General features: G+C 69.6%; 25 protein-coding genes. 21 read left to right on the forward strand and 4 right to left on the reverse strand.

Going from position 1 to position 25,069, the window contains the following annotated elements:
• The first annotated feature begins 138 nt into the window (after positions 1-138).
• The 6 genes from R2B38_RS43830 to R2B38_RS43855 all read left to right on the forward strand — a co-directional run bounded on the left by R2B38_RS43830 (position 139) and on the right by R2B38_RS43855 (position 4,592).
• Positions 139-675, forward strand: coding sequence for a GNAT family protein (locus R2B38_RS43830; protein ID WP_318021391.1), 537 nt, complete (start codon positions 139-141; stop codon positions 673-675).
• 167 nt (positions 676-842) lie between these two features.
• Positions 843-2,264, forward strand: coding sequence for an alpha/beta hydrolase (locus tag R2B38_RS43835; RefSeq protein WP_318021392.1), 1,422 nt, complete (start codon positions 843-845; stop codon positions 2,262-2,264).
• A gap of 148 nt (positions 2,265-2,412) precedes the next feature.
• Positions 2,413-2,769, forward strand: a complete 357-nt coding sequence (locus R2B38_RS43840) for an acetamidase/formamidase family protein (protein WP_318021393.1) — start codon at positions 2,413-2,415, stop codon at positions 2,767-2,769.
• 230 nt (positions 2,770-2,999) lie between these two features.
• Positions 3,000-3,203 (forward strand): hypothetical protein, encoded by a 204-nt coding sequence (locus tag R2B38_RS43845; RefSeq protein ID WP_318021394.1) that lies wholly within the window; start codon positions 3,000-3,002, stop codon positions 3,201-3,203.
• Positions 3,200-3,922, forward strand: coding sequence for a molybdopterin-dependent oxidoreductase (locus R2B38_RS43850; RefSeq protein ID WP_318021395.1), 723 nt, complete (start codon positions 3,200-3,202; stop codon positions 3,920-3,922). Before R2B38_RS43845 ends, R2B38_RS43850 begins: the two co-directional genes overlap by 4 nt.
• Positions 3,906-4,592 (forward strand): cytochrome b/b6 domain-containing protein, encoded by a 687-nt coding sequence (locus R2B38_RS43855; protein ID WP_318021396.1) that lies wholly within the window; start codon positions 3,906-3,908, stop codon positions 4,590-4,592. Before R2B38_RS43850 ends, R2B38_RS43855 begins: the two co-directional genes overlap by 17 nt.
• An 84-nt stretch (positions 4,593-4,676) precedes the next feature.
• Here R2B38_RS43855 and R2B38_RS43860 read toward each other — a convergent pair whose 3' ends face one another.
• On the reverse strand, positions 4,677-5,900 hold the full coding sequence (locus R2B38_RS43860) for an acetyl-CoA C-acetyltransferase (protein WP_318021397.1): 1,224 nt from the start codon (positions 5,898-5,900) through the stop codon (positions 4,677-4,679).
• A 320-nt stretch (positions 5,901-6,220) separates the two neighbouring features.
• Here R2B38_RS43860 and R2B38_RS43865 point away from each other — a divergent pair, with 320 nt between their 5' ends.
• The 4 genes from R2B38_RS43865 (at position 6,221) to R2B38_RS43880 (ending at position 10,312) form a co-directional block, all read left to right on the forward strand.
• On the forward strand, positions 6,221-7,090 hold the full coding sequence (locus R2B38_RS43865) for an ABC transporter substrate-binding protein (protein ID WP_318021398.1): 870 nt from the start codon (positions 6,221-6,223) through the stop codon (positions 7,088-7,090).
• A complete protein-coding gene (locus R2B38_RS43870; protein WP_318021399.1) occupies positions 7,087-7,689 on the forward strand; it encodes a hotdog fold thioesterase in 603 nt (200 codons plus the stop codon). The genes R2B38_RS43865 and R2B38_RS43870 overlap by 4 nt, the downstream gene beginning before the upstream one ends.
• 106 nt (positions 7,690-7,795) lie before the next feature.
• Entirely contained in the window at positions 7,796-9,331 is a 1,536-nt protein-coding gene (locus R2B38_RS43875; protein WP_318021400.1) for a bifunctional 3-(3-hydroxy-phenyl)propionate/3-hydroxycinnamic acid hydroxylase, read from the forward strand.
• 42 nt (positions 9,332-9,373) lie between these two features.
• On the forward strand, positions 9,374-10,312 hold the full coding sequence (locus tag R2B38_RS43880) for a VOC family protein (protein ID WP_318021401.1): 939 nt from the start codon (positions 9,374-9,376) through the stop codon (positions 10,310-10,312).
• A gap of 20 nt (positions 10,313-10,332) precedes the next feature.
• Here R2B38_RS43880 and R2B38_RS43885 read toward each other — a convergent pair whose 3' ends face one another.
• Positions 10,333-10,932 carry a TetR/AcrR family transcriptional regulator gene (locus R2B38_RS43885; RefSeq protein WP_318021402.1) on the reverse strand — a complete coding sequence of 200 codons (600 nt, stop codon included), beginning with the start codon at positions 10,930-10,932 and terminating at the stop codon, positions 10,333-10,335.
• Between the two features lie 116 nt (positions 10,933-11,048).
• On the opposite strand from R2B38_RS43885, the gene R2B38_RS43890 reads away from it, so the two are divergent.
• Genes R2B38_RS43890 through R2B38_RS43905 form a run of 4 tightly spaced genes read left to right on the forward strand, consistent with a single transcriptional unit; the run spans position 11,049 to position 15,562 of the window.
• Positions 11,049-12,068 (forward strand): fumarylacetoacetate hydrolase family protein, encoded by a 1,020-nt coding sequence (locus R2B38_RS43890; RefSeq protein WP_318021403.1) that lies wholly within the window; start codon positions 11,049-11,051, stop codon positions 12,066-12,068.
• A 17-nt stretch (positions 12,069-12,085) separates the two neighbouring features.
• Positions 12,086-12,661 (forward strand): cupin domain-containing protein, encoded by a 576-nt coding sequence (locus R2B38_RS43895; protein WP_318021404.1) that lies wholly within the window; start codon positions 12,086-12,088, stop codon positions 12,659-12,661.
• Positions 12,658-14,601, forward strand: coding sequence for an acetoacetate--CoA ligase (locus R2B38_RS43900; protein WP_318021405.1), 1,944 nt, complete (start codon positions 12,658-12,660; stop codon positions 14,599-14,601). The genes R2B38_RS43895 and R2B38_RS43900 overlap by 4 nt, the downstream gene beginning before the upstream one ends.
• A gap of 7 nt (positions 14,602-14,608) precedes the next feature.
• Positions 14,609-15,562 (forward strand): fumarylacetoacetate hydrolase family protein, encoded by a 954-nt coding sequence (locus R2B38_RS43905; protein WP_318021406.1) that lies wholly within the window; start codon positions 14,609-14,611, stop codon positions 15,560-15,562.
• Between the two features lie 6 nt (positions 15,563-15,568).
• Here R2B38_RS43905 and R2B38_RS43910 read toward each other — a convergent pair whose 3' ends face one another.
• Positions 15,569-16,108 (reverse strand): MarR family winged helix-turn-helix transcriptional regulator, encoded by a 540-nt coding sequence (locus tag R2B38_RS43910; protein WP_318021407.1) that lies wholly within the window; start codon positions 16,106-16,108, stop codon positions 15,569-15,571.
• Between the two features lie 323 nt (positions 16,109-16,431).
• Here R2B38_RS43910 and R2B38_RS43915 point away from each other — a divergent pair, with 323 nt between their 5' ends.
• From R2B38_RS43915 to R2B38_RS43945, 7 genes are all read left to right on the forward strand, one after another.
• Positions 16,432-16,935, forward strand: a complete 504-nt coding sequence (locus tag R2B38_RS43915; protein ID WP_318021408.1) for a flavin reductase family protein — start codon at positions 16,432-16,434, stop codon at positions 16,933-16,935.
• 38 nt (positions 16,936-16,973) lie between these two features.
• Positions 16,974-18,425 (forward strand): 4-hydroxyphenylacetate 3-monooxygenase, oxygenase component, encoded by a 1,452-nt coding sequence (gene hpaB, locus R2B38_RS43920; RefSeq protein WP_318021409.1) that lies wholly within the window; start codon positions 16,974-16,976, stop codon positions 18,423-18,425.
• A 15-nt stretch (positions 18,426-18,440) separates the two neighbouring features.
• A complete protein-coding gene (locus R2B38_RS43925; RefSeq protein WP_318021410.1) occupies positions 18,441-19,898 on the forward strand; it encodes a fumarylacetoacetate hydrolase family protein in 1,458 nt (485 codons plus the stop codon).
• Positions 19,895-20,842, forward strand: coding sequence for a 4-hydroxy-tetrahydrodipicolinate synthase (gene dapA / locus R2B38_RS43930; protein WP_318021411.1), 948 nt, complete (start codon positions 19,895-19,897; stop codon positions 20,840-20,842). Before R2B38_RS43925 ends, dapA begins: the two co-directional genes overlap by 4 nt.
• Positions 20,839-22,326 carry a 5-carboxymethyl-2-hydroxymuconate semialdehyde dehydrogenase gene (hpaE, locus tag R2B38_RS43935; RefSeq protein ID WP_318021412.1) on the forward strand — a complete coding sequence of 496 codons (1,488 nt, stop codon included), beginning with the start codon at positions 20,839-20,841 and terminating at the stop codon, positions 22,324-22,326. The genes dapA and hpaE overlap by 4 nt, the downstream gene beginning before the upstream one ends.
• Positions 22,323-23,324 (forward strand): 3,4-dihydroxyphenylacetate 2,3-dioxygenase, encoded by a 1,002-nt coding sequence (gene hpaD, locus R2B38_RS43940; RefSeq protein WP_318021413.1) that lies wholly within the window; start codon positions 22,323-22,325, stop codon positions 23,322-23,324. The genes hpaE and hpaD overlap by 4 nt, the downstream gene beginning before the upstream one ends.
• Before the next feature lie 287 nt (positions 23,325-23,611).
• Positions 23,612-24,328: a GntR family transcriptional regulator gene (locus tag R2B38_RS43945; RefSeq protein ID WP_318021414.1), complete on the forward strand. Its 717-nt coding sequence runs from the start codon at positions 23,612-23,614 to the stop codon at positions 24,326-24,328.
• On the opposite strand, the gene R2B38_RS43950 is transcribed toward R2B38_RS43945, so the two are convergent.
• The gene (locus tag R2B38_RS43950) at positions 24,329-25,063 is read right to left on the reverse strand and encodes an SDR family NAD(P)-dependent oxidoreductase (protein ID WP_318021415.1); all 735 of its coding nucleotides are present in this window, start codon (positions 25,061-25,063) and stop codon (positions 24,329-24,331) included. It lies immediately after the preceding gene.
• Positions 25,064-25,069: the final 6 nt, after the last annotated feature.

Consider the following 25,069-nt stretch of genomic DNA (forward strand, 5'->3'; position numbering starts at 1 on the left):
GGCTGTGCGACGGGACAAGATCTTGAAGCTTTGAGTACCGTAGTTGCACAAGTCGCTCACGAGGCCGCAACCTCCTTGATGGCCAAGGGACTTGACTGGTCCACCGCATCCCACCCCCCTCCGTCGATCGGAAGCGCCATGCTCAGTCACGCCGTCGCCGAAGGGGCCGAACTCCGCGCCCTCGAGCCCTGGCGGGCAGAGGAGTTCTACGAATTCGTCGTACGCTCCGGCTCCCATCTCGCCCCCTGGATGCCCTGGGCGACGGATATCGACGAACCGGCCAAGGCCGCGCAATGGCTGCAGGGTTACGCCGACGACCAGGCCCGCGACGGCAGGCGGGTCTACGGCATCTGGCTCGACGACCTGCTCGTGGGAGGAGCGGGGTTCGCCACGTTCGACGCACGGACCGGAAACTGCTCGTTGGGAGCATGGCTCGCGCCGGAGGCGCGCGGCCGGGGTCTGGTGACACGGGCCACCCGCCTGATGACCGAGTGGGCGCTCGACGCCCGGGGCATGTCCCGCGTCGAGTGGTCGGCGGCAACCGGGAACACACCCAGCCTCGCGGTGGCGAAACGACTCGGCATGGAACGCGAAGGGGTGCTGCGCTCGGCTCTGTCCCTGGGTGGGGTCCGACACGATGTGGAGGTCTGGTCGCTCGTCGCCGACCGGAAGTGACGGGACAGCAGGTTCGAGACGGGTCGGTTGGCCACTCCCTCCTTCGTACGGCTGGGCCGGCACGCCGCGTCACGGCGGTACCCCGGCGACAGGCCCGCACAGGACTCGGGAGAAGCTGGGGATCAACGGTGTCTCACATCTCCCAACGCCGAAGGAGAGACCCGAAGATGACGAACCGTCCGACGCGAGGGAATCCGTCCCGCAGGACCCTGATGAGCGCGACTGCGCTGAGCGGTCTCGCCCTGGCCGCGGGCACCACCGGCACAGCGCGAGCGGCGTCCGCCGACGAGCCGGCCCGCACCGGCCGAGCGGCAACCCCCGAGTCGTACACCGCGATACCCGTCGCCCCCGGTGGCGGCCCCGCCCCCACCGACCGTGTGCACGTGCTCAGGATCGGCCCCCGGGACGCGGCCACCGTGCTGGTCCTGGTGCCGGGCATGTTCGGGGCCGCCAACGACTTCCGGCTGATGGCGAGGGATCTGGTCGCGTCAGTGCCCGGTGTGCAGGTGTGGGCGTTCGACCGCCGGGAGGAGAACCTGGCGGACCGGGCCGGGTTCGGCGGCTCCGACCCCGCCGCCTACTACCTCGACGGCCACTACCGGTCCCAGGACCCGGCGGCCTCCGCCTTCGCCGCCGGGTGGGGGCTCTCGCGCAGCCTGCGCGACCTGCGCACGGTCGTGCTGGCCGCCCGGGCCGGCGGTACCCGGCGGGTGGTGCTCGGTGGGCACTCCTGGGGTGCGACCACCGCACTGGCGTACGCCGCCTGGGACTTCGCGGGGAGCCCCGGGTTCCGGGACCTGGCCGGGCTCGCCGTGATCGACGGCGGGGTGCTCGGGGCGTTCGACGGGACCGGTTCGCCCGTGCAGGACTCGCCGGAGGAGGTCCGGCAGCGGCTCGCGGCGATCGAGGGCGGGGCCGTGTTCGACATGACCCTGAGCGCGGTCGGAGTGGGCACCCGGGCAGAGAGCACCCAGATCTGGTACCAGCTCGCCGGGTGGTACGCCCACCGGGACCCGGGCGGCCGTTCCGTGCTCCAGTCCCGGCTGCCGGACGCGCTGCGGCCCTCCTTCGCGGTGAGCAACGCGGCCCTGCTCGGCCTGCTCGTCGACGCCGGGTTCGGCTGGCCCAACGACATCACCGTCCACTCCGGGCACTTTGCCGAGAGCGCGGACAGTGATGGCGTACGGGGGTGGGTCGATGACGGGATCACACCCCTCGCGCGCGTCGCCGAGGCATACGCCGGTCCGGTGCCTGGTGTCTGGGAGTGGTACTGGCCCGCCCGGCTCTCCGTGGACCTCGACGTCACCGACGTCTACGCCGACACCGACCTCACCCGCTCGCTGGACCTGCGGCTGTACCACGGCGCCGGCATCGACGTACCTCTCTACGCCTTCGCCACCAGCTACTCCAAGGGCACAGTCCTGGAGGGCGCCCGCAAGGTCGAGGCCGGCTCCCGGGTACCGTATGGCGTCTACGAGTCGGACAACGGCATGAACCACCTGGACCCGCTGTTCGCCGCGACGGACCACAACACGGCTACGCACAGCCTCGCGGAGTTCCTGCGCAAGGAATCCTCCGCGCTCCACTGAAGCGAAGCCGAACTGGGACGACACGGGCGCCCGCTTCCCTCAGCCGCGTCCGGCCATGTCCGTGTCAGGGGTGGTGGTCGGCTTCGCTCGCCGCGTTCTGGTCGGTGAGGAGCCGTACCTGTGAACCGTCACCGACCGTGCGCCAGCGGTGGGGAGTCCCTCCACCGAATCCCCCGTCCACTCCGTCCCGCCCGGCCCGCACGGCGGGAACATCGACGTCCGCCACCTCGGCACCGGCGCCCGCCTCTTCCTCCCCGTCCAGGTCCCCCAGGCCCTCTTCTACGTCGGCGACCCGCACTTCTCCCAGGGCGACGGCGAAGTCGCCCTCACCGCCTTCGAAGCCCCGCTGCGCGCCACCCTCCGCCTCACCGTCCACACGGACCCGGCCACCCGCTCCCTGGCCTCGTCGGCCTTGCCTACCTCAGCGCGGCAGCCGACTTCGACGTCTCCCAGGTGGTCGACATCGTCAAGGGCGTCCACGGCCGCATCTCCAAGGCGGACCTGAGGTGTTGAACGGTTGTCGGCCGAGGGCCGAGCTGACGATTGCGGCCGGTGAATTTCACGCATGAAGTTGAGAGTTGTACTTATTGAGCTCCGTCTTCAGGTATAGCGTGGCGACGAGCGGATGATCAACGTCCGCACGACCGGGCGCCGGACACACCGGCCCGCTGCCGACGGAGTCCGGCCCGGCCCACTGACCCGCGTGAGTCTTCGACAGTTTCCTGGGAGCACGGTATGAAGGTCTGGATACGGATGGTCGTCGGGGTGCTGCTGCTCTTCTTCGGCGTGGTGTGGAGCCTGCAGGGATCCGGCGCCGTCGGCGGCAGCGGCATGTCGGGGCAGGCCCAGTGGCTGGTGATCGGGCTGTTCGTGGGCGTCGTCGGCGCGATCCTGCTCGTCGGCGGAGTCAGGAAACTGCGGGCGGGAGCGAGGGCTTGACCGAGAACGCGGACGGCGAGGGCAGGCCGGTCGGGCGGCGGGTCGTCCTCGGCATTCTCGGACTCGGCGCCGTCGCGGTGCCCGTCGGCGGGCGCCTGCAGGACGTGACGGACAGCCTGCTGGCCACCGTGAGCAGCAAGGACCCCACCGGTCTGACCGGGCTGCTGCCGGGCGGCGGGGGTTTCCGCTTCTACTCCGTGGCCGACAGCATCCCGCATCGCTCCTCCGCCGACTACCGGCTCACGGTGAACGGCCTCGTCGACCGCCCGGCGACGTACACACTGGAGGAGTTGAAAGCCATGCCGCGCACCCGCCTGGTCCGGGACGTCCAGTGCGTCACCGGCTGGCGGGTGCCGCAGACGCCGTTCGCCGGCGTGCGCCTGTCCCATCTGCTGGAGGCGGCCGGGGTGAAACCAGAGGCCAAAGCCCTGCATTTCACGTGCTTCGACGGGGTGTACACCGAAAGCCTCACCCTGGAGCAGGCGCGGCGCCCCGACATGCTCGTCGCCTACGAGATGCAGGACAAGCCGGTCACCGCCGCGCATGGCGGACCCGTACGGCTGTATGCCGCGCCGATGTACTTCTACAAGTCGGCGAAGTGGCTCGCCGGGATCACGGTCACCGACCGGGTCGTGCCCGGCTACTGGGAGCCGCGCGGCTACGACATCGACGCATGGGTCGGTAAGTCGAACGGACGCGACGATGACTCGACCGGCTGAACCGTCCGAGCTGATCCGGCGCTTCACCGCCGCGGAGCGCTGGATCCACCGCACCACGGCCGCGCTGATGGGTACGGCCCTGGTCACCGCCGCGTTCCTCTACCTGCCCGCGCTGGCGGAGCTCATCGGCCGCCGACGCCTGCTGGTGACCGTGCACGAGTGGGCGGGGGTCATCCTGCCCGTCCCGCTGCTGGCGGGGCTGGTCTCCCGGGCCTTCCGCGCCGACCTCGTCCGCCTGAACCGGTTCGGCCCGCACGACCGCGGCTGGCTGCGGGCGACGCTGCGCCGACGTCCTCACCGGTCGGGGAAGTTCAACGCGGGTCAGAAGCTGTACGCGGCGGTGATCTCCGGAGCCGTGTTGGTGATGATCGGCACCGGCCTCATCATGTGGTTCCCGCGTCTCACCCCGTTGTTCCTGCGCACGGGGGCGACGTTCGTCCACGACTGGCTGGCCCTGCTCATCGGTGCCCTGGTCTGCGGTCATATCTGGATGGCGTACAACGACCCCGAGGCGCGCACCGGTCTGCGCACCGGCCTCGTGTCCCGCTCCTGGGCCAGGCGCCATCACCCCCTGTGGGAAGCCGAACAGCCCGGCAGCGATCACCAGCTCACCCCGGCCGCGCAATCCGTCGGCACAGCTGCTGAGAACGACGTCGGGCCCGTCGACTGAGAGAGGCCCGGTTGCCGGAGCGACCGGCCTGCTGCGGCGGACCGGTCGGTCGGCTACGACGGCCAGGTCCCGGCCGACTTCCACTCAGCTGAGGCGTTCCAGCACCATGGCCATGCCCTGCCCGCCGCCGACGCACATGGTCTCCACGCCCCACTGTGCGTCGCGCGTGCGCAGCCCGTTGAGCAAGGTGGTCATGATGCGCGCGCCGGTCGCACCGAACGGATGTCCCAGCGCGATGGCCCCACCGTGCACGTTGAGCCTGTCCAACGGGATGCGGAGTTCGCGCTGAGAGGCGATGACCTGAACGGCGAACGCCTCGTTCATCTCGAACAGGTCGATGTCCCCGACCGACAGGCCGGCGTGCGCGAGAGCGCGTCGGGTGGCCTCGACCGGCCCCAGGCCCATGATCTCGGGGGACAGGCCGGACACGCCGGTGGCCACGATCCTGGCCAGGGGAGTGATGCCGAGCTCTCGCGCCCTGACATCGCTCATGATGACCACGGCGGCGGCTCCGTCGTTGAGCGGGCAGGAGTTTCCGGGGGTGACCGTGCCGCCCGGCCGGAAGGCCGGCGGGAGACCGGCGAGGGCCTCGTGCGTCGTGCCGGGGCGCGGGCTGTCGTCGGTCGCGATCACCGTGCCGTCGGGCAGCCGGACGGGGGTGATCTCCCGGGCGTGGAACCCGGACTCGGCGGCCTGGGCGTACAGCTGCTGGCTGCGCAGGGCGTAGTGATCCTGCTCCTGACGGCTGATCCCGCGCAGGCCTGCCACGTTCTCCGCGGTCTGCCCCATGCCTATGTAGACGTCGGGCAGCAGGCCGTCGGAGCGGGGATCGGTCCACCGGCGGTTGGTTCGCGCTTCCTCCACGGCGCGCTCCCCGGCCTCCGCGAATGCCGGGTTCGCAACGTCGTCGGCGTCCGCTCCGGTGGGGCCGAAGTGCCGGTAGCGGGAGACGCATTCCACACCCGCGCTGACGAAGACGTGGCCTTCTCCCGCCTTGATGGCGTGGAAGGCCATCCGGGCGGTCTGCAACGAGGATGAGCAGAATCGGTTGACCGTGGTGCCGGGCACCTCGTCCAGCCCCAGCTGCACGGCCACCCGCCGGGCGATGTTGGCACCGTGCTCGCCGCTCGGCTCGGCGCAGCCGAGATGAAGGTCGTCGATCCGTGTCGGGTCCAGTCCCGGTAGCTGGTCGAGGGCCGCACGGACGGCCGTCACCGCGAGATCGTCGGGGCGGACATCCCTCAGGGAACCCTTGACGGCGCGCCCTATGGGCGTGCGGGCTGCGGCGACTACGACTGCTTCAGGCATGTCATGCACCTCTCAATTTGGCGAATGGGTGCGTGGGGTGCGCCGACTCGTCGGCGGCTCTCCACTGCGAGGAATGCTAAACGGTCCGTTTCGAATGAAGCGAGGGTAGTCGGGGCTGTGCCGGGGGTTCCGGCTGTGCGCACCGAGGGGCGGAGGTATGCGTCGGAGACATCATTTGGTCAGGTCAATGACGGTGATGTGTGCTGTCGCGTCGCTGCGTGACGGCACTGACAGCGGCAAAAAATTACCGGTTGTGATCCTAGACGTTCCGTTTCGATTGACCTAGTGTGTGGGCACCTCGTGCAGAGAGGAGCACTCCAATGACGGTGTGCTTTCGACAGGCGGTGTTCGTTCCGCCGCCCGTATGCGTCGTAGCCGACGAGCTTGGCTTCTTCGCTCACAACGGCCTTGAAGTCGAGACCGTGCTGATCGAGTCGTCGACGGACCAGCGGGACCGACTGCTGACCGACGACGTCGACGTGGGCGTCACGGCCATCGACAACCTGGTCGTCTGGAACTCCCGCGGCGGCGACCTCCGGGCCGTCGCCGAGATCGAGTCGACGACACCACTCCGGCTGGTCGCGCAGCCCTCGGCGAGAGGGCTGGAAGACCTGCGGGGCGCCGTGTTCGGCGTGGACGCGCCCGACAACGGCTTCGCCGTCGTGCTGCGTCATCTCCTCGGTCACCATGGCCTTGCTCCCGGCGCGTACGAGTTCGTGCCGGTGGGCGGAGTGCGCGAGCGCTTCGAGGCCCTGCGCGCACGGTCGATCGACGCGACGTGGCTGGGGCCGCCGCTGGACGAGCTGGCCCGACAGGAGGGCTTCGTCTCGCTGCTCGCGGTCGAGGAGGAGGTGCCGGATTTTCCCGGACAGGCTGTCGTGGCCGGCCCCACGACGCGTCAGGCGGGACGGGAGAACCTCTCGCTCTATCTCACGGCCCTCGACAGGGCGCGGCAGTGGCTGCACGCCACCGAGGACGAACAGATCCTGGACGTGCTGACGCGAGGCGGGTACGGACCGGCCTCGGCGCGGGCCGCGCTGCGCGCGCGCCCCGCCTCGCTGGCTCCTGCTCGTGCCGGTCTGGAGTGCATCCTGACGATGCGCGACAAGCTCGGCATGATGCCCGATCGGGCGCCTGGCGTCGACGACCTGTACGACGGCCGCCCGCTCGGTCTGGAACTGCGTCCGTGACGCCCGACCTTTTCACCTCCGACGGCCATCGCGATGACGCGGGGCGCGTCACGGACGGTCGGGTGGCGGAGAGCGTGCGCCGCATGCTCAGCGAGGACCGGACCCGCGAACTCCTCGGCATACAGGTCGATTTGGCGGCCGACGGGCGGGCGCGCGCACGGATGCGGGTCCGGCCGGACATGGTCAACGGTCACGCCGTCGTGCACGGAGGGCTCGTGTTCGCGCTGGCCGACACCACCTTCGCGTGTGCCGTCAACAGCTTCGGCCCGCCGGTCGTCACGGCGAGTGCGGAGATTGCCTTCCGGCGCCCCGGCCACCTCGGTGACGACCTGGTCGCCGAAGCGGTGACCCGCTCCTGGCAGGGCCGTTCAGTGATCTGTGAGGTCACGGTGCGGCGGGGTGACGTCGTCATCGCCGAGTTCGGCGGGCGGGGGGTGCGTCTCGTGGCGGCGGACGGGAATCCGTCGGCGGGGAGCGATCCGGTCCCGGCCGGTTCGTCCCGACGAGCTGGCCACGAGGAGTACCGCGTCCGTCCGGCGGGCGCGGACACCGACACGGCAGACGGACCGGCCGTGCCAGGGCACGAGCCGGGCCGCTAGCCCTGTCATCGGCCGCGGACGCCGAGCGCACACGTCGTCCGGCGGACACGCGGGATGCAGAGATCAAACGGTACATCCAAGTACCAGAGCCGCTAATGGAGTTCAGGTGTCACAGGACTGTGAAGTCATCGTTGTCGGTGGTGGACCCGTCGGGGTGATGGCCCTCGCGTTGCTGGGCCATGCCGGTGTACGGGCCGTGGGGATCGAGCGCGAGCCCGAGATGTGGCGACAGGCGCGGGCCGTGCACTTCGACGGTGAGACCGTGCGTTCCTTCCAGGCCATGGGCCTGGGAGAGGAACTCTCCGCCCGGGTCAAACCGATGTGCGACTACCGCATGGAGAACGAGGCCGGCGAGACCCTGGTGTCTCATGCCACGGGGCAGATGGGGCCGCAGGGCTGGCACTCGGAGGTCCTGTTCCATCAGCCCGAGGTCGACGGGTTGCTGCGCGCCGAAGTGGCCCGGCTCGCCGACGTGGAACTCCGGCTCGGCACCACGCTGCTGGACATCGAGCAGGGTGACGACTCCGTCCGCTGTACCGTCCGCACCCTGGAGGGGACGACCCGGACACTCACCGCGCGATGGGTCATCGCCTGTGACGGCGGCACCTCGACCGTCAGGCGCACGCTCGGGGTGTCCGGCGAGAACCTCGGCACCGACGATCCGTGGCTCGTCGTCGACGGACACCTGCGGGGGACGGCCGGAATCGAGGGTGACATGGTCTTCCTCGGCCGACACACCCGTCCGGCGCTCTGGATCAGGCTCCCCGGTGACCGGGTGCGCATGGAGTTCAAGGTCCTCCCCGGCGACGACCCGGAGGAGATCGGCACACCGGAGGGCATCGCCCGGTTGAGCCGAGGTGTTCTCACGCCGCAGAACTTCGAACCCGACCGCAGCGTCATCTACACCTTCCGCGCACGGCTGGCCACGTCATGGCGGGTCGGCAACGTGTTCCTCGCGGGTGACGCCGCTCACCTGGCACCTCCGCTGTTCGGCCAGGGACTCTGCGCCGGCCTGCGGGACGTCGCCAACCTGGTGTGGAAGCTCCGGCTCGTCTCACGTGGCAGAGCCCCCGAGTCCCTGCTCGACACCTACGAGTCCGAACGCAGGGACCACGCCAGGTACTGGGTCGAGCAGGCGGCGACGATGGCCGGACTCGTCCAGACCACCGACCCCGCGATGGCTGCCCGGCGGGACGCGCACATCCGCGCCAACCCGGCCGACAGTTATCCGCCGGCACCGGCCCTGGGCCCGGGTGTGCACACGGGCCCCGCCGACCCGCACGGCGGACGGCTCTCGATGCAGCCGATGCTGCCCGACGGGACGCGTCTCGACGACCTCGTGGGACGCCGGTTCCTCCTCGCGGCCACGCCCGAACTGCAGGCCGGGCTGCCCGATGCCGTACGCGAGGCGCTGGCGGAGGAGCCCGAGGTCGCCGTACTGACCTCCCCCCAGCACGTCGGTCAACTGCTCACGTCGGTCGAGGCCCCCGCCGTCCTGGTCCGTCCCGACCGTTATGTGCTCGGGACGGCACACACCCCCGAACAGCTCGAAGCGATGCTCCGGCTTCTGCCCCTCGCGGGCGCCCTGGAACCCCGGCGCGAGACGAGCGCGCCGCGACAGGAGACCACCGCGCGGCACTGACCGTCCCGCGCGCAAAGACCGATTCCCCCACAGGAGTTCACCATGCCCGACCAGCCCATCACCCACCTCCGGCACGTCGACATCGCCGTTCAGGACTACGACAAGCAGGTCGCCTTCTACGAGCAGCAGTGGGGCCTGACCAAAGCCGGTTCCGACGGCGACGTCACCTACTTCGCCGCCGAGGGCTCGCCCGAGCAGTACGTCGTCCGGGTCCGCCGCTCCCAGGACAAGCGCCTCGACCTCGTCTCCTTCGGCGCCGCCGACCGCGCCGCGGTGGACGGCCTCGCCACCCGCCTCGCCACCGACGGCGTGCAGCTGGTCAGCGAGCCGGACAAGCTCCAGACGCCCGGCGGCGGCTACGGCTTCCGGTTCTTCGACGTGGAGGGGCGGACCATCGAGATCTCCACCGAGGTCGCCGCCCGCACCCACCGCAGGATCGAGGAGCGCGAGGACATCCCGGTGCGGCTGTCCCACGTCGTGCTCAACTCCCCGGAGCCCGAGCGGATGATGGCCTTCTACGAGAAGTACCTGGACTTCCGGCTCTCGGACACCAACGTGCACCCGCAGCTCGGCGGGATCATGTGGTTCCTGCGCTGCAACCCACAGCACCACAGCATGGCGATCGCGCGCTGTCCCCATGTCTCGCTGCACCACGCGTCCTTCGAGATGCGCGGTCTTGAGGAGTACATGCGCGGCAGCGGCCGCCTGATGCGCGACGGGATCCACAAGGTCTGGGGTCCCGGCCGGCACCGCGCCGGGAACAACACCTTCACGTACTTCCACGACCCCAACGGCAACACCATGGAGTACACGACGGAGCTGGAGACCCTGGACGAGGACACCTGGCACCCCCACCTGTACAGCACCGACGACCCGGAGACCTCGGACGTGTGGGGGACCTCGAACCCGATGAACGACTTCGTGTCCAGGGAGATGTTCAACGACCCGGACCGGGGGTTGTTCGTCGCACCGCCGGTGTGACCCGGCCGGGCGGACGGGGGTCAGGACTCCTCGTCCGGCGACGGACGCGCCGCCAGGCCGCGGATCCCCAGGTCCACGAGCTGTTCCGCGAGCGTGTCGTCGAGCGGGACGCCGCCGAAGAGCAGGTGGAAGTAGACCGGGGCGTAGAACATCTGGGCCGCCGACGCCGGATCGAGGTCGGACCGGAAGACGCCCTCGTCGATTCCCCTGCGCATCAGCTTCTCGACGGCCGCGGCGCGCTCCTGCCAGAACCGCGCGCGGAAGTTGGCCATCGTCTCGGGGTCGTACTGCCCCTCGGCGATGATCTGGGCGACCAGCTTGCCCTGCGGCCCGGCGTAGCGGGAGATCAGCGACTTGAGGTGCGTCAGGAGGGCCTCGCGCACCGGCACCCCTTCGGGGATGCGGGTGTGCGCCAGGTGGTTCTCCATGAAGGCGTCGATGACGACCGCGGCCTTGTTCGGCCACCACCGGTAGATCGTCGCCTTGCTGACCTTGGCCCGCTTGGCGATCGCCTCCATGGTCAGTTTCTGCACCGTGATGGCGCGCCTGCCGTCGCGGACAAGGAGGTCCATGGTCGCGTCGAGAATCGCTCGACGACTCGATTCGCTTCGTACAGCCACGAAGTGAAACTACCCCACGCACGGCCTCATCTCCCAATGGCAATAGGGGATCGACAAGGCAATTCGTTCGCCATACGATACGAAACGTTTCGAATAGATAGAGGAGCTGAGAAAACATGAAGCTGGGACGGATCTCCACACCTTCCCCCGACGGCGAGCAGATCAGGCTCGTCGCCGTACGGCCCGACGAGGGCAGGGTCATCGACCTGGCCAGGGCCTATGCCCAGGGCAGGCAGGCGCAGCGCGCCACGCCGGACGCGGCCCGCCGGCTGGCCGCCGCCCACTTCCCGTCGAGCATGGCCGCCGCCATCGCCGCCGGGCAGGCGTTCCTCGACGCCGCCCACTGGGCCGTGGACCGGGCCGCCGACGACGCCTCGCTGCCGATCGAGGGGCTGTCCTGGGTGGCGGCCGTCGACCCGCCGGTCATCCGTGACGGACTGACCTTCCCGGCGCACATGAAGGGGTTCTCCGAGAAGGTGGGCGGCGGACTGCCCAACCCCCAACTCTTCAAGACGCCCGGCTACTTCAAGGGATCCACCGGAGTGGTCTACGGCCACGACGAGGAGATCCCCTACCCGAGCTACTCCGAATTCGTCGACTACGAACTGGAGATGGGCCTCATCGTCGGAGCCGCGGGCCGCAACCTGACCCCCGACGGCGCCCGCGCCCACCTCTTCGGCGTCACGATCTTCAACGACTTCAGCGCCCGTGACATCCAGGGGCCCGAGATGGGCATGGGCATGGGCCCGCAGAAGTGCAAGGACTACGCGTACGGCATCGGTCCCTGGATCACGACCGTCGACGAGCTGCCCTCCGTCGACGGACTCAAGGGTGCGGTCCGCGTCAACGGCGAGGTCTGGAGCGAGACCAGCGCCGAGGGAATGATCTACACGCCGGAGGAACTGCTCGCCTACGTCTCCATCAACGACCGGCTCCAGCCCGGCGACCTCATCGGCTCCGGCACCCTGCCCAACGGCTCCGGCCTGGAGCTGGACCGGCGGCTGTCGCCCGGAGACGTCGTCGAACTCGAGCTGGAAGGCGTCGGTGTCCTGCGCAACCGCATGAGCGCCGAGCCGGACAAGGCCCCCTGGTGGCCCGAGCCCCGCCCGTACCCCTTCGGTACGCCGGCGAACTGACGACGGGACCAAGCGAGATGACCAACCCGCACGCCATCAAGCCGGTACGGCGCATCGTCACGGGGCACACCGCCGACGGCCGCTCCACCGTCATCAGCGACGGCCCGGCCCCGAACGTCTTCGTGTCCGACACCGTCGAAGGGTTCGGCGCGATCGTCCCCTGGCAGACCGAACCGGGCGATGTGAGCAACGACGGCAACCAGGACGCGGCCTCCGCCGACATCCAGGTGCCGATGTACCCCAAGCCCGGAGGAACGGTCTTCCGGATCGCGAGCTTCCCGCCCGACGGCGCCTACGCCGACGCCGCCGACTCCCTCTTCGACGACATCGACGGCGAACACGCCCGCGCCGCCGCGGCATCCGCCGCCGGCGACCGCCACTTCTGGTTCCACCGCACCGACAGCCTGGACTACGCCCTCGTCCTCGAGGGCGAGATATGGCTGCTGACGGACGAGGGGGAGACCCTCGCCAGGGCCGGTGACGTGATCATCCAGCGAGGCACGAGCCACTCCTGGTCCAACCGCGGCGACTCGACCTGCCGCGTGGCCTTCGTCCTCATCGGCGCCCTGCCCGTCGACACCGCTGTCTCATGAGCACCGCGCACGACGTCCTGTGGACGCCGAGCCCTGCCCGGCAGGAGGGCAGCGAACTGGTTCGCTATCGCCGTGGGCTGAAGGACTACGACGGCGGCGACGACTACCTGGATCTCTGGCGCTGGTCGACACAGGACCTGGGCCGGTTCTGGGAGTCCGTCGCCGAGTTCGAGGACGTACGGCTCGGAGGTACCCCGGCCGGCCCGGTGGCTCCCCGGGAGATGCCCGGAGGCACGTGGTTTCCCGGCCGTACCGTGAACTACGCCGAGCATGTGCTGCGCCGCTGCCCGGCGGAGGCGCTCGTCGTCGTGGACGACGACGGCACGTCCCAACAGCTCTCGCGAGCCGAGCTTCGCGGCCAGGTCGCCGCCCTCTCCGCCGCGCTGCGCCGGATGGGCGTGGCCCACGGCGACCGGGTGGCCGCCGTCCTGCCCAACCGCGCGGAGGCGGTCGTAGGGCTCCTAGCCTGTGCCGCGGTGGGGGCCGTGTGGTCGGTGTGCTCCCCGGAGTTCGGCGCGGACGGGGTGCTCTCGCGGTTCGCCCAGCTGGAGCCCAAGGTCCTGCTGCTCACGGACGGCTACCACTACGGCGGACGCACGCACGAGCGCACGGACGAGATGCGTACCGTGATCGACCGGCTGCCGTCGGTGGAGCACGTGCTCTGGGTCGACCACCTCCGCCCGGGAAGCCTGCTCACGGCGGACCGCGCCGTGTCGCTCTGGGGCACGGTCACGGCTGGAGGAGGTGAGCCGGAGTTCGACGAGCTGCCCTTCGACCACCCGCTGTGGGTGCTGTTCTCCTCCGGTACCACCGGGGCCCCCAAGGGGATCGTGCACGGGCATGGCGGTGTCCTCCTGGAACACCTCAAGGTCCTGCGGCTGCACTCGGACCTGAGGTTCGGCGACCGCTTCCTCAACGTCGCCAGCACCAGCTGGGTGGTGTGGAACATGCTGGTCTCCGGGCTCGCGGTCGGCGCCACGATCGTGCTGCTGGACGGCAACCCGGTCCGCCCCGACCTGGGGCGTGTCTTCCGCGTCGCCGACGAACACGACGTCGACACACTCGGTGTCAGTGCCGGATACCTGCACGCCTGCCTCAAGGCCGGTCTCGCCCCCGAGCGCGGGGCACTGCGGACGGTGCAGGTGACCGGGTCACCGCTGTCCACCGACGGTTTCCGCTGGGTCCGCGACCGGCTCGGCGACGTGTGGCTGGCCTCCATGAGCGGTGGCACCGACGTGTGCTCGATCTTCGTCGGCGGCGCCCCCACACTGCCCGTCCGCGTGGGACGTCTCCAGGCGCCTGCCCTGGGCGTCTGTGTCGAAGCCTGGGACGGGGACGGCGAGCCCGTGGTCGGCGAGCGGGGCGAGCTGGTGATCACGCAGCCGATGCCCTCGATGCCGCTCCGCTTCTGGAACGACCCCGACGGCCGGCGCTATCGGGAGAGCTACTTCTCCATGTACGCCGGAGCCTGGCGGCACGGCGACTTCATCGAGTTCGAGCCCGACGGCAGCAGTGTGATCCACGGCCGCTCGGACTCCACCCTGAACCGGCAGGGCGTGCGCATGGGCCCTGCGGACATCTACCGGGTCGTCGAGGCGCTCCCCGAGGTGCGCGAAGCCCTCGTCGTGGGCGCCGAACTGGGCGAGGACGGCTACTACATGCCGCTGTTCGTCGCCCTCCAGGAGGGCGCCGACCCCGAAGCGGTGGCGCACCGCGTCAACCAGGTGCTCCGGGAGGAGCTGTCACCGCGGCACGTGCCCGACGAGGTCGTGCCCATGCGCGCGATCCCGCACACCCGCACGGGAAAGAAGATAGAGGTGCCGGTCAAGCGCCTGCTGCAGGGAGCCTCCCTGAGCGACGTCGTGGACCTGGGCGCGGTGGACGACAGCGCGCTGCTCCAGGAATACGCGGAGTTCGCCCACACCCGCCGGAAAGCATGAGGAAACCATGAGCCAGATCCCCTTCTCGCTGGGAACGTTCGCCGACGGACACTCCGGTCCGTTCCCCGGCATCGTCGTGGACGACAAGGTGTACGACACCCGGACCGTCCTGCCCGCGGCCACAACCACGTCGGACCTGCTGGCCGACTGGGACACGTCACTGGAAGCGCTCCAGTCCCTCGCCGACGCGCCCGAGGGCGACGGGCGGCCGGTCGGCGAGCTCACGGTGCTCGCCCCCGTCCAGCCGCCCGGCCAGATCTTCGGCGCCGGGGCCAACTACCGCGAGCACGTCATCCAGATCACCGTGGCGCACCGCCTGGGGACGGCGGACGCCACCGAGGAGGAACTGCGCGAGCAGGCCGCCCGGGAGATGGACGAACGCGCCGCGCACGGCGAGCCGTACGTGTGGGTGGGTGTCCCGTCCGCGATCAGCGGCCCGTACGACGACGTCGTCCTGCCCTCCCTCGGGGAGAACCACGACTGGGAACTCGAACTGGGCGTGGTCATCGGGCGCGAGGCTCGCGAGGTGAGCCGTGACGAGGCACTGGACCACGTCGCCGGGTACACCGTCTGCAACGACCTGACGACGCGCAGCCTGGTGTCGCGACCGGACATCCCGATGATGGGGACCGACTGGATGCGGGCGAAGAACCAGCCCACGTTCTACCCCACGGGCCCCTACCTCGTGCCGGCGCGGTTCGTGCCCGACCCGCAGGACCTCGACATCACGCTCCGGCTCAACGGCAAGGTCATGCAGAAGGGCAACACCAACGACATGATCTTCGGGGTGGCCGCCCTCATCTCGTACGTCTCGCACCGGGTGACGCTGCGGCCGGGCGACATGATCATCACTGGCTCTCCGCAGGGCAACGGCTCGCACTACGGCCGGTTCCTGCGCGCGGGCGATGTGATGGAGAGCGAGATCACCGGGCTCGGCACGCAGCGCAACCTCGTGAGGTAGCCGCCGTCACGTCCGTTGCTTCACCTCGAATCGCAGTGAGTGGGCGGTGAGCTTCTCCAGCAGTGCGATGAGCGTTTTCTGTTCGTCCGCGCTGAGAGAGCCCGCCCACTCCTGCTCGCGCTCGTTGTGCGCCTGGAACGCCGTGGTGATCGCGTGCAGACCACTCTCGGTGAGGGTGAGATTGACCGCGCGCCCGTCGTGCGGGGCGCGCGCCTTCGTGACGAGACCGTCGCGCTCCAGCGTGTTCACCAGCGCCGACACGGCCGCGCGACTCATGCCGGACAGCTCCGCGACCTTCTTTGCCTCGACGGGGCTCGACAGCCAGATCGAGAACAGCACGCGGAAGCCGGGCCAGGACCATCCCCGGGGCCGGTGGACGGTCGATTCCAGGTCGTAGACCAGCATGTTTGCGGCCCTGTGAAGGGTGAGCACCAACCGCATCGCCAGCGGATCGACGCCCGGGAGCTCACGGTTCGCGCGGCTGACCGCATGATCGATGAACGACCAGAAATGCAGGTCCTCGTTGTCCGGCTGCTCGTGATTCACACCAGGAGTGTAGGCCGGACGGCCACCCGGCCTCCGGCCCGCCGTCCCCGTAACAGAACCGGCACGTATCGTTTCGTTTTTCTGGCCGCCACGCCTTCCGGCGTTGATGGTCTCCAGGTTCTGGCCTTACCGAAACGGTACGTCTAGTATCGAGATGGCTTCCCAAGAACGGGCAGGCCGGGTACCGTCCAAATAGTCAAAGCTTTTATTACCTGCTTGGTCAGGACCTCGCGCGCTTCGTCCCCAGCCCTGCTGGACCAGCGCCCCCTCCCCGGCCTTTCGCCAAAGGGCACAGCCGGCGATCGACTCAAGGAGTCCTCCTCATGTCCCAAGCCCTCGCCCCTCCCAGCCCCGGTGCCCTGCGCGCCTGCATGTCCCGGTTCGCCACCGGCGTCACCGTCGTGACGTACGCGGGCGAGGACGGTCCCCGGGGCGCGACCATGAACTCCTTCACGTCCGTCTCCGCAGATCCCGCACTGGTGGTCGTCAGCGTCGCCCGACGCGCCCGCTGCCACGACCAACTGCTCGACAGCTCCTTCTGCGTCAACATCCTCGGCGCCGAACAGGAGCCGCTGGCCCGGCTGTTCGCCGGGGCGCAGGGCGCCGCCGAGCCCCGCTGGGTGACCGGGGCCCGGGTGCCCCGCCTCGCGAATCCCCTGGCATGGATGGAGTGCGAGCCCTGGCGGGCGTACGACGGCGGCGACCACACCCTCGTCGTCGGCCGCGTCACCGACCTCGGCCACCGCGACGGCGACGCCCTCACCTACGCCTGGAGCCGCTTCGGCACCGCGGCCGAGTCCACCGACGGCATCGAACACCTCATCTGAAACCCCGCCCCGCTGATCACCTCCCCAGGAGAACCACCATGGCCGCACGCACCGGCAAGGAATACCTGGAGCGCCTCGCCGCCTCCCGCCCCACCGTCCACATCCAGGGCGAGACCGTCACCGGCGGCATCCAGGACCACCCCGCCTTCCGCAATGTCGTTCAGACCTACGCCGAACTGTTCGACCTCCAGCACTCCGACGACCACAAGGACGTCCTCACCTACACCTCGCCCACGTCCGGCGAGCCGGTGGGCACTTCCTTCCTCACGCCGAAGACCCCGGAGGACCTGGTCAAGCGCCGCAAGGCGGTGAAGGTGTGGGCCGACCACAGCAACGGCATGCTCGGCCGCACCGGCGACTACATGAACAGCTCCCTGATGGCGCTCGCCTCGGCCGCCGACTGGTTCGCCCAGGCGAACCCGGCCTTCGGCGAGAACATCCGCCGCTACTACGAGCAGGTCCGCGAAGAGGACCTGCTGTGTACGCACACGCTGATCCCGCCGCAGGTCAACCGGTCCGTGGCCGGCACCCAGCAGGCAGGCGGCAAGCTGGCCGCGCGGATCGTGAAGGAGGACGACAACGGGGTCGTGATCCACGGCGCGCGCATGCTAGCCACCATCGCCCCGTTCGCCGACGAGATGCTCGTCTTCCCGTCGACCGTGCTGCGCGGCACCCCCGAGGACAAGCCGTACTCCTACGCCTTCGCCATTCCCAACGACACCCCCGGCCTGCGTTACATCGCCCGTGAGCCCCTCGACTACGACCGCCCGCGCCACGACCACCCCCTCGGCTCCCGCTTCGAGGAGTCGGACTGCGTGGTCGTCTTCGACAACGTGCACGTGCCCTACGAGCGCTGCTTCGCCCTCGGCGACGCGGAGCTGTGCAACGGCTTCTACTCGCAGACGTCGTCCGTGGTGCACATGACCCACCAGGTCGTCACCCGCACCACCGCCAAGACCGAGTACATCCTCGGCCTGGTGTCCCTGCTCGCCGAGGCCATCGGCATCGAGCAGTTCCAGCACGTCCAGGAGGACATCGCCGAGATCATCACCACGCTGGAGATGCTCCGCGCCTTCCTGCGCGCCGCCGAGGCCGACGCCGAGATCAACGAGTACGGCGTCCTCACCCCCGCCTTCGCCCCGCTCAACGCGGCCCGCAACCTCTACCCCAAGCTGTACCAGCGCTTCCCGCAGATCCTGCGCAAGCTCGGCGCCTCCGGCCTGATGGCCACCCCGACCGAGCGAGACATCAACGGCCCGGCCGCCGAGGACATCGAGGCCTATCTGCAGTCCGCGACCCTGACCGGCGCCGAGCGCGTCAAGCTCTTCCGCCTGGTGTGGGACACCTGCATCTCGGCGTTCTCCAGCCGCCAGGCGCTGTACGAGTACTACTTCTTCGGCGACCCGGTGCGGATGGCCGGCGCGTACGTGAAGAGCTACGACCGCGAGCCGTACAAGGCCAGGGTCCAGGCCTTCCTCGACCGCGCCTGATCCCGGACGGACGACATGACGCACCCGCTCGGACACCCCCCGTCGAAGATCATCGCCCTGCATCTCAACTACCCCAGCCGCGCCAAGGAGCGCGGCCGGATCCCCGCCCATCCGTCCTACTTCCTCAAGCCACCCTCGTCGCTGGCGGGCACCAAGGAGGCGCTCGTCCGCCCCGAGGGGTGCGAACTCCTCGGCTTCGAAGGCGAGATCGCCCTGGTCATCGGCTCACGCGCGCAGCGGGTGAGGCCCGAGGACGGCTGGCGGTACGTGCGCTGGGTGACCGCCGCCAACGACGCGGGTGTGTACGACCTGCGCTACGCCGACCGCGGCTCCAACCTCCGCTCCAAGGGCGGAGACGGCTTCACGCCGATCGGGCCGCGACTGCTGGACGCACGCCAACTCGACCCGGCCGCCCTGCGGTTGCGGACCTGGGTCAACGGCGAACTGGTCCAGGACGACACCACGGACACCCTGCTGTTCCCGTTCGGCGAGCTGATCGCGGACCTGTCGAGGCAGGTCACCCTGGAGCCGGGGGACGTCATCCTCACCGGCACGCCGGCCGGCGCCTCCGTGGTCGCCCCCGGTGACCTGGTCGAGGTCGAGGTGACCGGAAACGGGCTGTCCACCGGACGCCTGCGCAATCCCGTCGCCGCCGGGCCCGCCCTGGAGCCGTACGGGGCGATGCCCAAGGCCGATCCGGCGGAGCGCGAGGCCGCCTACGGGACGGCTTACACACCCGCGCCCCTGCTGGACAAGCGGATCGAGGAGGGACTGCGCTCGGTCGCCGTCGCCACCCTCAGCGCACAGCTCCGTGCCCGCGGCCTGCCGCACATGTCCATCGACGGCGTCCGCCCCACGCTGCCGGACCGGACCATGGTCGGCGTCGCGCACACCCTGCGCTACCTGCCGCTGCGCGAGGACCTGTTCAAGAAGTACGGCAACGGAATGAACGCCCAGAAGCGGGCGATCGAGGAGCTGCGGCCGGGCCACGTGCTCGTCATGGACGCCCGCCGCGACACCTCCGCCGGGACCCTCGGCGACATCCTCGCGTTGCGTGCCCAGATGCGCGGGGCGGCCGGGGTGGTCACAGACGGCGGCCTGCGCGACAGCGCCGCGGTCACCGAGCTCGGCCTGCCCGTCTACCACGGCGGGGAGCACCCCTCCGTCCTGGGCCGCCGTCACGTCCCGTGGGACAGCGGTGTGCCCATCGCCTGCGGTGGCGCCCTGGTGCAGCCGGGCGACCTGATCGTCGGTGACGCGGACGGCGTCGTGGTCGTACCGCCCGAGCTGGCCGAGGAGTTGATCGCCGACTGCGGGGAGCAGGAGCTGCGGGAGCGCTTCATCACCGAGCAGGTGCGTGCCGGGTACAGCGTCGACGGGCTGTATCCCCTCGGTCCCGACTGGCGCGAACCGTTCGAGCAGTGGCGCCGCAGCCATGACCCCTCGCAAGCCTCGCAAGGAGAATCCGCATGAAGTTCCGCAGCGACCCCTCCGCCATCCGCGGATCCATCGCCCCGGTCGTCACCCCGTTCACCGACGAGGGCGCCGTCGACCACGACAGCCTGCGCTCGCTGATCCGCTTCCAGCTGGATTCCGGTTCGCACGGCATCTCGCTCGGCGGCTCCACCGGCGAGCCCAGCGCGCAGAGCGTCGCCGAGCGGATCGCCGCGATGCGTACCACCGTCGAGGAGATCGGCGACCGGGTGCCCTTCCTGCCCGGAACCGGCTCCCACAAGCTGAACGAGACCCTGGAACTCACCGCCGCCGCCCAGGAGTTGGGCGCCGACGCGGCCCTGGTCATCACGCCGTACTACGCGCGGCCCACGCAGGAGGCCCTCTATGAGTGGTACGCGAGGGTGGCCCGCGAGTTCCCGGACCTGCCGATCGTCGCGTACAACGTGCCCTCCCGCACCGCGGTCGACATCGCCCCCGAGACGGTGAAGCGACTGTTCACCGACTTCGACAACTTCGTCGGGGTCAAGGAGACCACCAAGGACTTCGAGCACTTCTCCCGCGTGCTGCACGCCTGCGGCCGCTCGCTGCTGGTGTGGTCCGGCATCGAACTCCTCTGCCTGCCGCTGCTCGCCCTCGGCGGCGCCGGCTTCGTCAGCGCCGTGGCCAACCTGGCGCCGGGCGCCGTGGCCAGGATGTACGAGCTGTGGGAGGTGGGGGACTTCGAAGGCGCACGGGACCTGCACTACCGCCTGCACCCGCTGGTGGACCTGCTGTTCGTGGAGACCAACCCGGCCCCGGCGAAGTGGGTCCTCGCCCAGCAGGGTCGGATTGCCTCCCCGCACGTACGGCCACCGCTCATCACGCCCACCGCCCCGGGCCTGACCCGCATCCGCGCCCTCCTCACCGAGGGCGGAGACCTGACACAGCAGCTCGGAACGCAGCAGAACGGAGCCGACAAGTGAGCACCGCCCCCGAGGGACTGCCCTCGACCATCCGGCACTGGATCGGCGGCGAACTCGTCGACGCGGCCGACGGCCGCACTTTCGACGTCACCGACCCGGTGTCCAACACCGTCTACACCCAGGCCGCACGGGGTGCGCGGGACGACGTCCAGCGGGCGGTGGAAGCGGCGCGGGCCGCCTTCCCCGGCTGGTCGTCGATATCCAACCGTGAGCGCGCTCGCGTTCTGTACCGCGTCGCCGACGCTGTCGAGGCCCGCCACGACCGCCTCGCCCGGTTCGAGTCGTACGACTCGGGTCTGCCGATCACCCAGGCCAAGGGCCAGGCCCGGCGCGCCGCCGAGAACTTCCGCTACTTCGCCGACGTCATCGTCGCGCTCGGAGAGGAGGCCTTCCGGCAGGGCGAGGAGCAGTTCAGCTACGTGGTCCGCACCCCAGTAGGGGTCGCCGGCCTGATCACCCCGTGGAACACCCCGTTCATGCTGGAGAGCTGGAAGCTCGCGCCGGCCCTCGCCGCCGGCTGCACGCTCGTCCTCAAGCCCGCCGAGTGGACGCCCCTGTCGGCTTCGCTCTGGCCGGAGATCTTCGCCGAGGCGGGGGTGCCGGCCGGAGTCGTGAACATCGTCCACGGCATCGGCGAGGAGGCCGGGCAGGCCCTCGTCGACCACCCGGACGTGCCCCTGATCTCCTTCACGGGCTCGACCGACACGGGCCGCCACATCATCCGTTCCTCGGCCGAGCACCTGAAGACCACGTCGATGGAGCTGGGCGGCAAGTCCCCTGTTGTCGTCTTCGCCGACGCCGACATCGAGGCGGCTCTGGACTCCGTGGTCTTCGGCGTGTTCTCGCTCAACGGCGAACGCTGCACGGCGGGTTCCCGGGTGCTCGTCGAGCGCCCGCTGTACGAGGAGTTCACCCGCCGCCTCGCCGAGCGCGCCGAGCGGGTCAGGGTCGGCCTGCCGTCCGACCCCGCCACCGAGGTGGGGGCACTGGTCCACACGGAGCACTACGAACGCGTCCTGAACTACGTCGAGATCGGCAAGAAGGAGGCCCGGCTGGTGGCGGGCGGCGTCCGCCCGGACCACCTCACCGAGGGCAACTACCTTCAGCCGACCGTGTTCGCCGACGTGTCCCGTGACGCCCGTATCTTCCAGGAGGAGATCTTCGGCCCCGTCGTGGCCGTCGCGCCCTTCGACGAGGAGGCCGAGGCGATCGGGCTGGCCAACGCCACGCAGTTCGGCCTGGCCGCGTACATCTGGACCTCGGACCTCAAGCGCGGCCACCGCATCGCGCACGCCGTCGAGTCCGGCATGGTCTGGATCAACTCGCACAACGTACGCGACCTGCGCACCCCCTTCGGGGGAGTCAAGGCCTCCGGCGTGGGCCGCGAGGGCGGCGCCCACAGCATCGACTTCTACACCGAGTCCAAGATCGTCCACGTCGCGCTCGGCGAAGTCCACACCCCTCGATTCGGAGCCGCCTCATGAGCACCCCGGCACCCGACGTCGTCCGCTCCGCCTACGCCCAGCTGGCCGTCACCGACCTGGCCAGGGCCCGCTGGTTCTGGGTGGACATGCTCGGATTCCACGTCCAGTACGAGAACGCCGACTCGCTCTACCTGCGCGGGACCGACGAGCTCACTCATCACTCCCTCGTGCTGCGCAAGGGCGAGGTCGCCGCTCTCGACCACATCTCCTACCGCGTCCGCACTCCGGAGGACGTCGACAAGGCGGAGAAGTTCTTCCGCCAACTCGGCCGCCCCGTCAAGCGGTTGAAGAAGGGCGAGGGCACGGTCGGCGTCGGGGACGCCGTACGCGTCGTCGACCCGCTCGGCTTCCCGGTCGAGTTCTTCCACGAGATCGAGCGGGGTGAGCGCCTCATCCAGCGTTACGACCTCCACCGCGGCGCCCAGATCGCACGCCTCGACCATTTCAACATCTGCACCCCCGACATCCCCGCCGCGTACGCCCACTACAAGTCCCTCGGCTTCGGCTGCTCGGAGACCATCGAGGGTGACGAGCACGAGCTGTACGCCGCCTGGATGTACCGCAAGCAGACCGTCCACGACGTGGCCTTCACCGGCGGCGCGGGCCCCCGCCTGCACCACCTCGGGGTGGCCACCCACGAGTCCCACCAGGTGCTGCGCACCGCGGACATCTTCGGCGCGCTGCACGAGGAGAAGCACATCGAGCGCGGGCCCGGCCGGCACGGTGTCTCCAACGCCTTCTACGTCTACCTGCGCGATCCCGACGGCCACCGCGTGGAGATCTACACCTCCGACTACTACACCGGCGACCCGGACCACGAGACGTACCGGTGGAACGTCAACGACGACCGCCGCCGTGACTTCTGGGGCAACGCGGTGATCGAGTCCTGGTACAAGGAGGCGACACCGGTTCTCGACCTCGACGGGCGGCAACAGCCGGTGGGCAGCGCCCTGTTGGACGAGTCCGCCGTCCAGGTGGGGGCCGACGGACTCGGCTGACCGAGAGCTTGAAGGGCGGCCATCTGGTCAGTGGCCGCCGGCCCTGCTGAGGCTGCCCGCTGTTTCTGGCGCGCGATACGGAGATCCGTCCAGGCCCTGCCGCAAGACGGGTGGTGCCTATCGTCGTCACATCTGCCGGAAGATACCGTTAGTGCCACATGGAAAAGCGGAGCGGGATCACAGTGTGGGCGGCGGGGAAAAGCCGAATAGTTTGAACGAATTACAGTGCCGAAAAAGTCGGCTACGGAGCCGTCCGGAACACGCGGATCTTCGTTTATAGTACAGCTATGACGATGATGGGGGACGCCAGGCAGAGCAAGGCGCGGCTGATGAGTGACAAGGCCTACGAGACGCTTCGTGAGGCCATCGTGAGCTGCGAACTGGCGCCGGGGACATGGATCAAGGCGTCCGAGCTCTCGGAGTCGCTCGGCCTGGGGCGGACGCCGACGATGCAGGCGCTGCAGCGCCTGGAGGCGGCCGGGTTCGCCCGTCCCGTGAAGCGCAAGGGCTGGCAGGTCACGCCGATGACGCTGCAGAGCGTCCAGGACATCCTCGAAGCCTTCGAGCTGACCGCCCCGTCGCTGGTGGTGCTGATCATCCGCAACGCCACCGACGAGCAGATCGCCATGTTCGCCGAATTGGTGACGACGACGGCACCGGACGACCGCCCCGCGCCCGAACTCAGTCCTGACCTGATGAAGTCGGCGCCGATCCGTTATCTCGTCCAGATTTGCGGCAATCCGGTGATGACGGAAATGGCGCTTCCCTTGGCGACGCATGTGGAACGAGTTCTCCGATTCGGACTGTTGCATGACAATTTCCTGGACCGCGCTCACGTCCGCTGGCGCAACGTCTTCTTTGAAGCTTTGGCTGCCCGCGATGAGAAACGCGCACGGGAGGCGGTCCTCAAGGTGATTCACGTCGGCGCCTCGGAGCTCTACCGGATCCTTCAGGCCGCGGAGTCCATCCGGTCGGTTCCCCTACACGTCGAACGTGCCTCCTGATCAGATCGAGATCCCGCCGTCGACGGGCAGTACGACGCCGGTGACGTATCCCGCTTCGTGGGAGGCGAGGAAGCCCACCGCGGCGCACATCTCGGAAGCGTCGCCGAACCTGCCCAGCGGGATGCCCGCCGCCAGTTCGGCCTTCTTGTCCTCGGGGATGGAGGCGACCATCCGGGTCTCGGCGTTGGGGGAGATCGCGTTGACGGTGACCCCGAACCGGGCCAGTTCCTTGGCTGCGGTCTTGGTGAATCCGATGATCCCGGCCTTGGCGGTGGCGTAGTTCGCCTGACCGGTGTTGCCGTGCAGGCCGGTGTAGGAAGTGACGTTGACGACGCGGCCGTAGCCCCGGGCGCGGAAGTGCGGAACGCAGGCGCGGGTCAGTCGGAAGGTACCGCCGGCGTGGATGGCCAGGACGCTCTCCCAGTCGTCGTCTGTGAGCTTCCACAGGACCTTGTCGCGCAGGATTCCGGCGTTGTTGACGACGACGTCGATCCGGCCGGTCTCGGCGATGACCTGCTCGACAGCCCGGTCGATGTCCTCGGTGCTGCTGACGTCACCGGGGACGGCTCGCGCTCCCACCTCGGCCGCGGCCTTGGTGACCTCCTCGCCGTCGTAGTCGATGAGGAAGACGTCGGCACCGGAGTCCGCGAAGAACCGGCCGAGTTCGAGACCGATACCTCGCGCGCCGCCGGTCACGATCACGGACTGGCCGGTGAAGTCGAAGGACAGGTTCATCGCGAG

The sequence above is a fragment of the Streptomyces sp. N50 genome, from assembly GCF_033335955.1.
Taxonomy (GTDB): Bacteria; Actinomycetota; Actinomycetes; order Streptomycetales; family Streptomycetaceae; genus Streptomyces.

What these genes read in the sequence shown, in the direction of transcription:
- R2B38_RS43830 (WP_318021391.1), top strand. Translation starts at nt 139, where the DNA reads ATGCTCAGTCACGCCGTCGCCGAAGGGGCCGAACTCCGCGCCCTCGAG.
- R2B38_RS43835 (WP_318021392.1), top strand. Translation starts at nt 843, where the DNA reads ATGACGAACCGTCCGACGCGAGGGAATCCGTCCCGCAGGACCCTGATG.
- R2B38_RS43845 (WP_318021394.1), top strand. Translation starts at nt 3,000, where the DNA reads ATGAAGGTCTGGATACGGATGGTCGTCGGGGTGCTGCTGCTCTTCTTC.
- R2B38_RS43855 (WP_318021396.1), top strand. Translation starts at nt 3,906, where the DNA reads ATGACTCGACCGGCTGAACCGTCCGAGCTGATCCGGCGCTTCACCGCC.
- R2B38_RS43860 (WP_318021397.1), bottom strand. Translation starts at nt 5,900, where the DNA reads ATGCCTGAAGCAGTCGTAGTCGCCGCAGCCCGCACGCCCATAGGGCGC.
- R2B38_RS43865 (WP_318021398.1), top strand. Translation starts at nt 6,221, where the DNA reads ATGACGGTGTGCTTTCGACAGGCGGTGTTCGTTCCGCCGCCCGTATGC.
- R2B38_RS43880 (WP_318021401.1), top strand. Translation starts at nt 9,374, where the DNA reads ATGCCCGACCAGCCCATCACCCACCTCCGGCACGTCGACATCGCCGTT.
- R2B38_RS43890 (WP_318021403.1), top strand. Translation starts at nt 11,049, where the DNA reads ATGAAGCTGGGACGGATCTCCACACCTTCCCCCGACGGCGAGCAGATC.
- R2B38_RS43895 (WP_318021404.1), top strand. Translation starts at nt 12,086, where the DNA reads ATGACCAACCCGCACGCCATCAAGCCGGTACGGCGCATCGTCACGGGG.
- R2B38_RS43900 (WP_318021405.1), top strand. Translation starts at nt 12,658, where the DNA reads ATGAGCACCGCGCACGACGTCCTGTGGACGCCGAGCCCTGCCCGGCAG.
- R2B38_RS43905 (WP_318021406.1), top strand. Translation starts at nt 14,609, where the DNA reads ATGAGCCAGATCCCCTTCTCGCTGGGAACGTTCGCCGACGGACACTCC.
- R2B38_RS43915 (WP_318021408.1), top strand. Translation starts at nt 16,432, where the DNA reads ATGTCCCAAGCCCTCGCCCCTCCCAGCCCCGGTGCCCTGCGCGCCTGC.
- hpaB (WP_318021409.1), top strand. Translation starts at nt 16,974, where the DNA reads ATGGCCGCACGCACCGGCAAGGAATACCTGGAGCGCCTCGCCGCCTCC.
- R2B38_RS43925 (WP_318021410.1), top strand. Translation starts at nt 18,441, where the DNA reads ATGACGCACCCGCTCGGACACCCCCCGTCGAAGATCATCGCCCTGCAT.
- dapA (WP_318021411.1), top strand. Translation starts at nt 19,895, where the DNA reads ATGAAGTTCCGCAGCGACCCCTCCGCCATCCGCGGATCCATCGCCCCG.
- hpaD (WP_318021413.1), top strand. Translation starts at nt 22,323, where the DNA reads ATGAGCACCCCGGCACCCGACGTCGTCCGCTCCGCCTACGCCCAGCTG.
- R2B38_RS43945 (WP_318021414.1), top strand. Translation starts at nt 23,612, where the DNA reads ATGACGATGATGGGGGACGCCAGGCAGAGCAAGGCGCGGCTGATGAGT.
- R2B38_RS43950 (WP_318021415.1), bottom strand. Translation starts at nt 25,063, where the DNA reads ATGAACCTGTCCTTCGACTTCACCGGCCAGTCCGTGATCGTGACCGGC.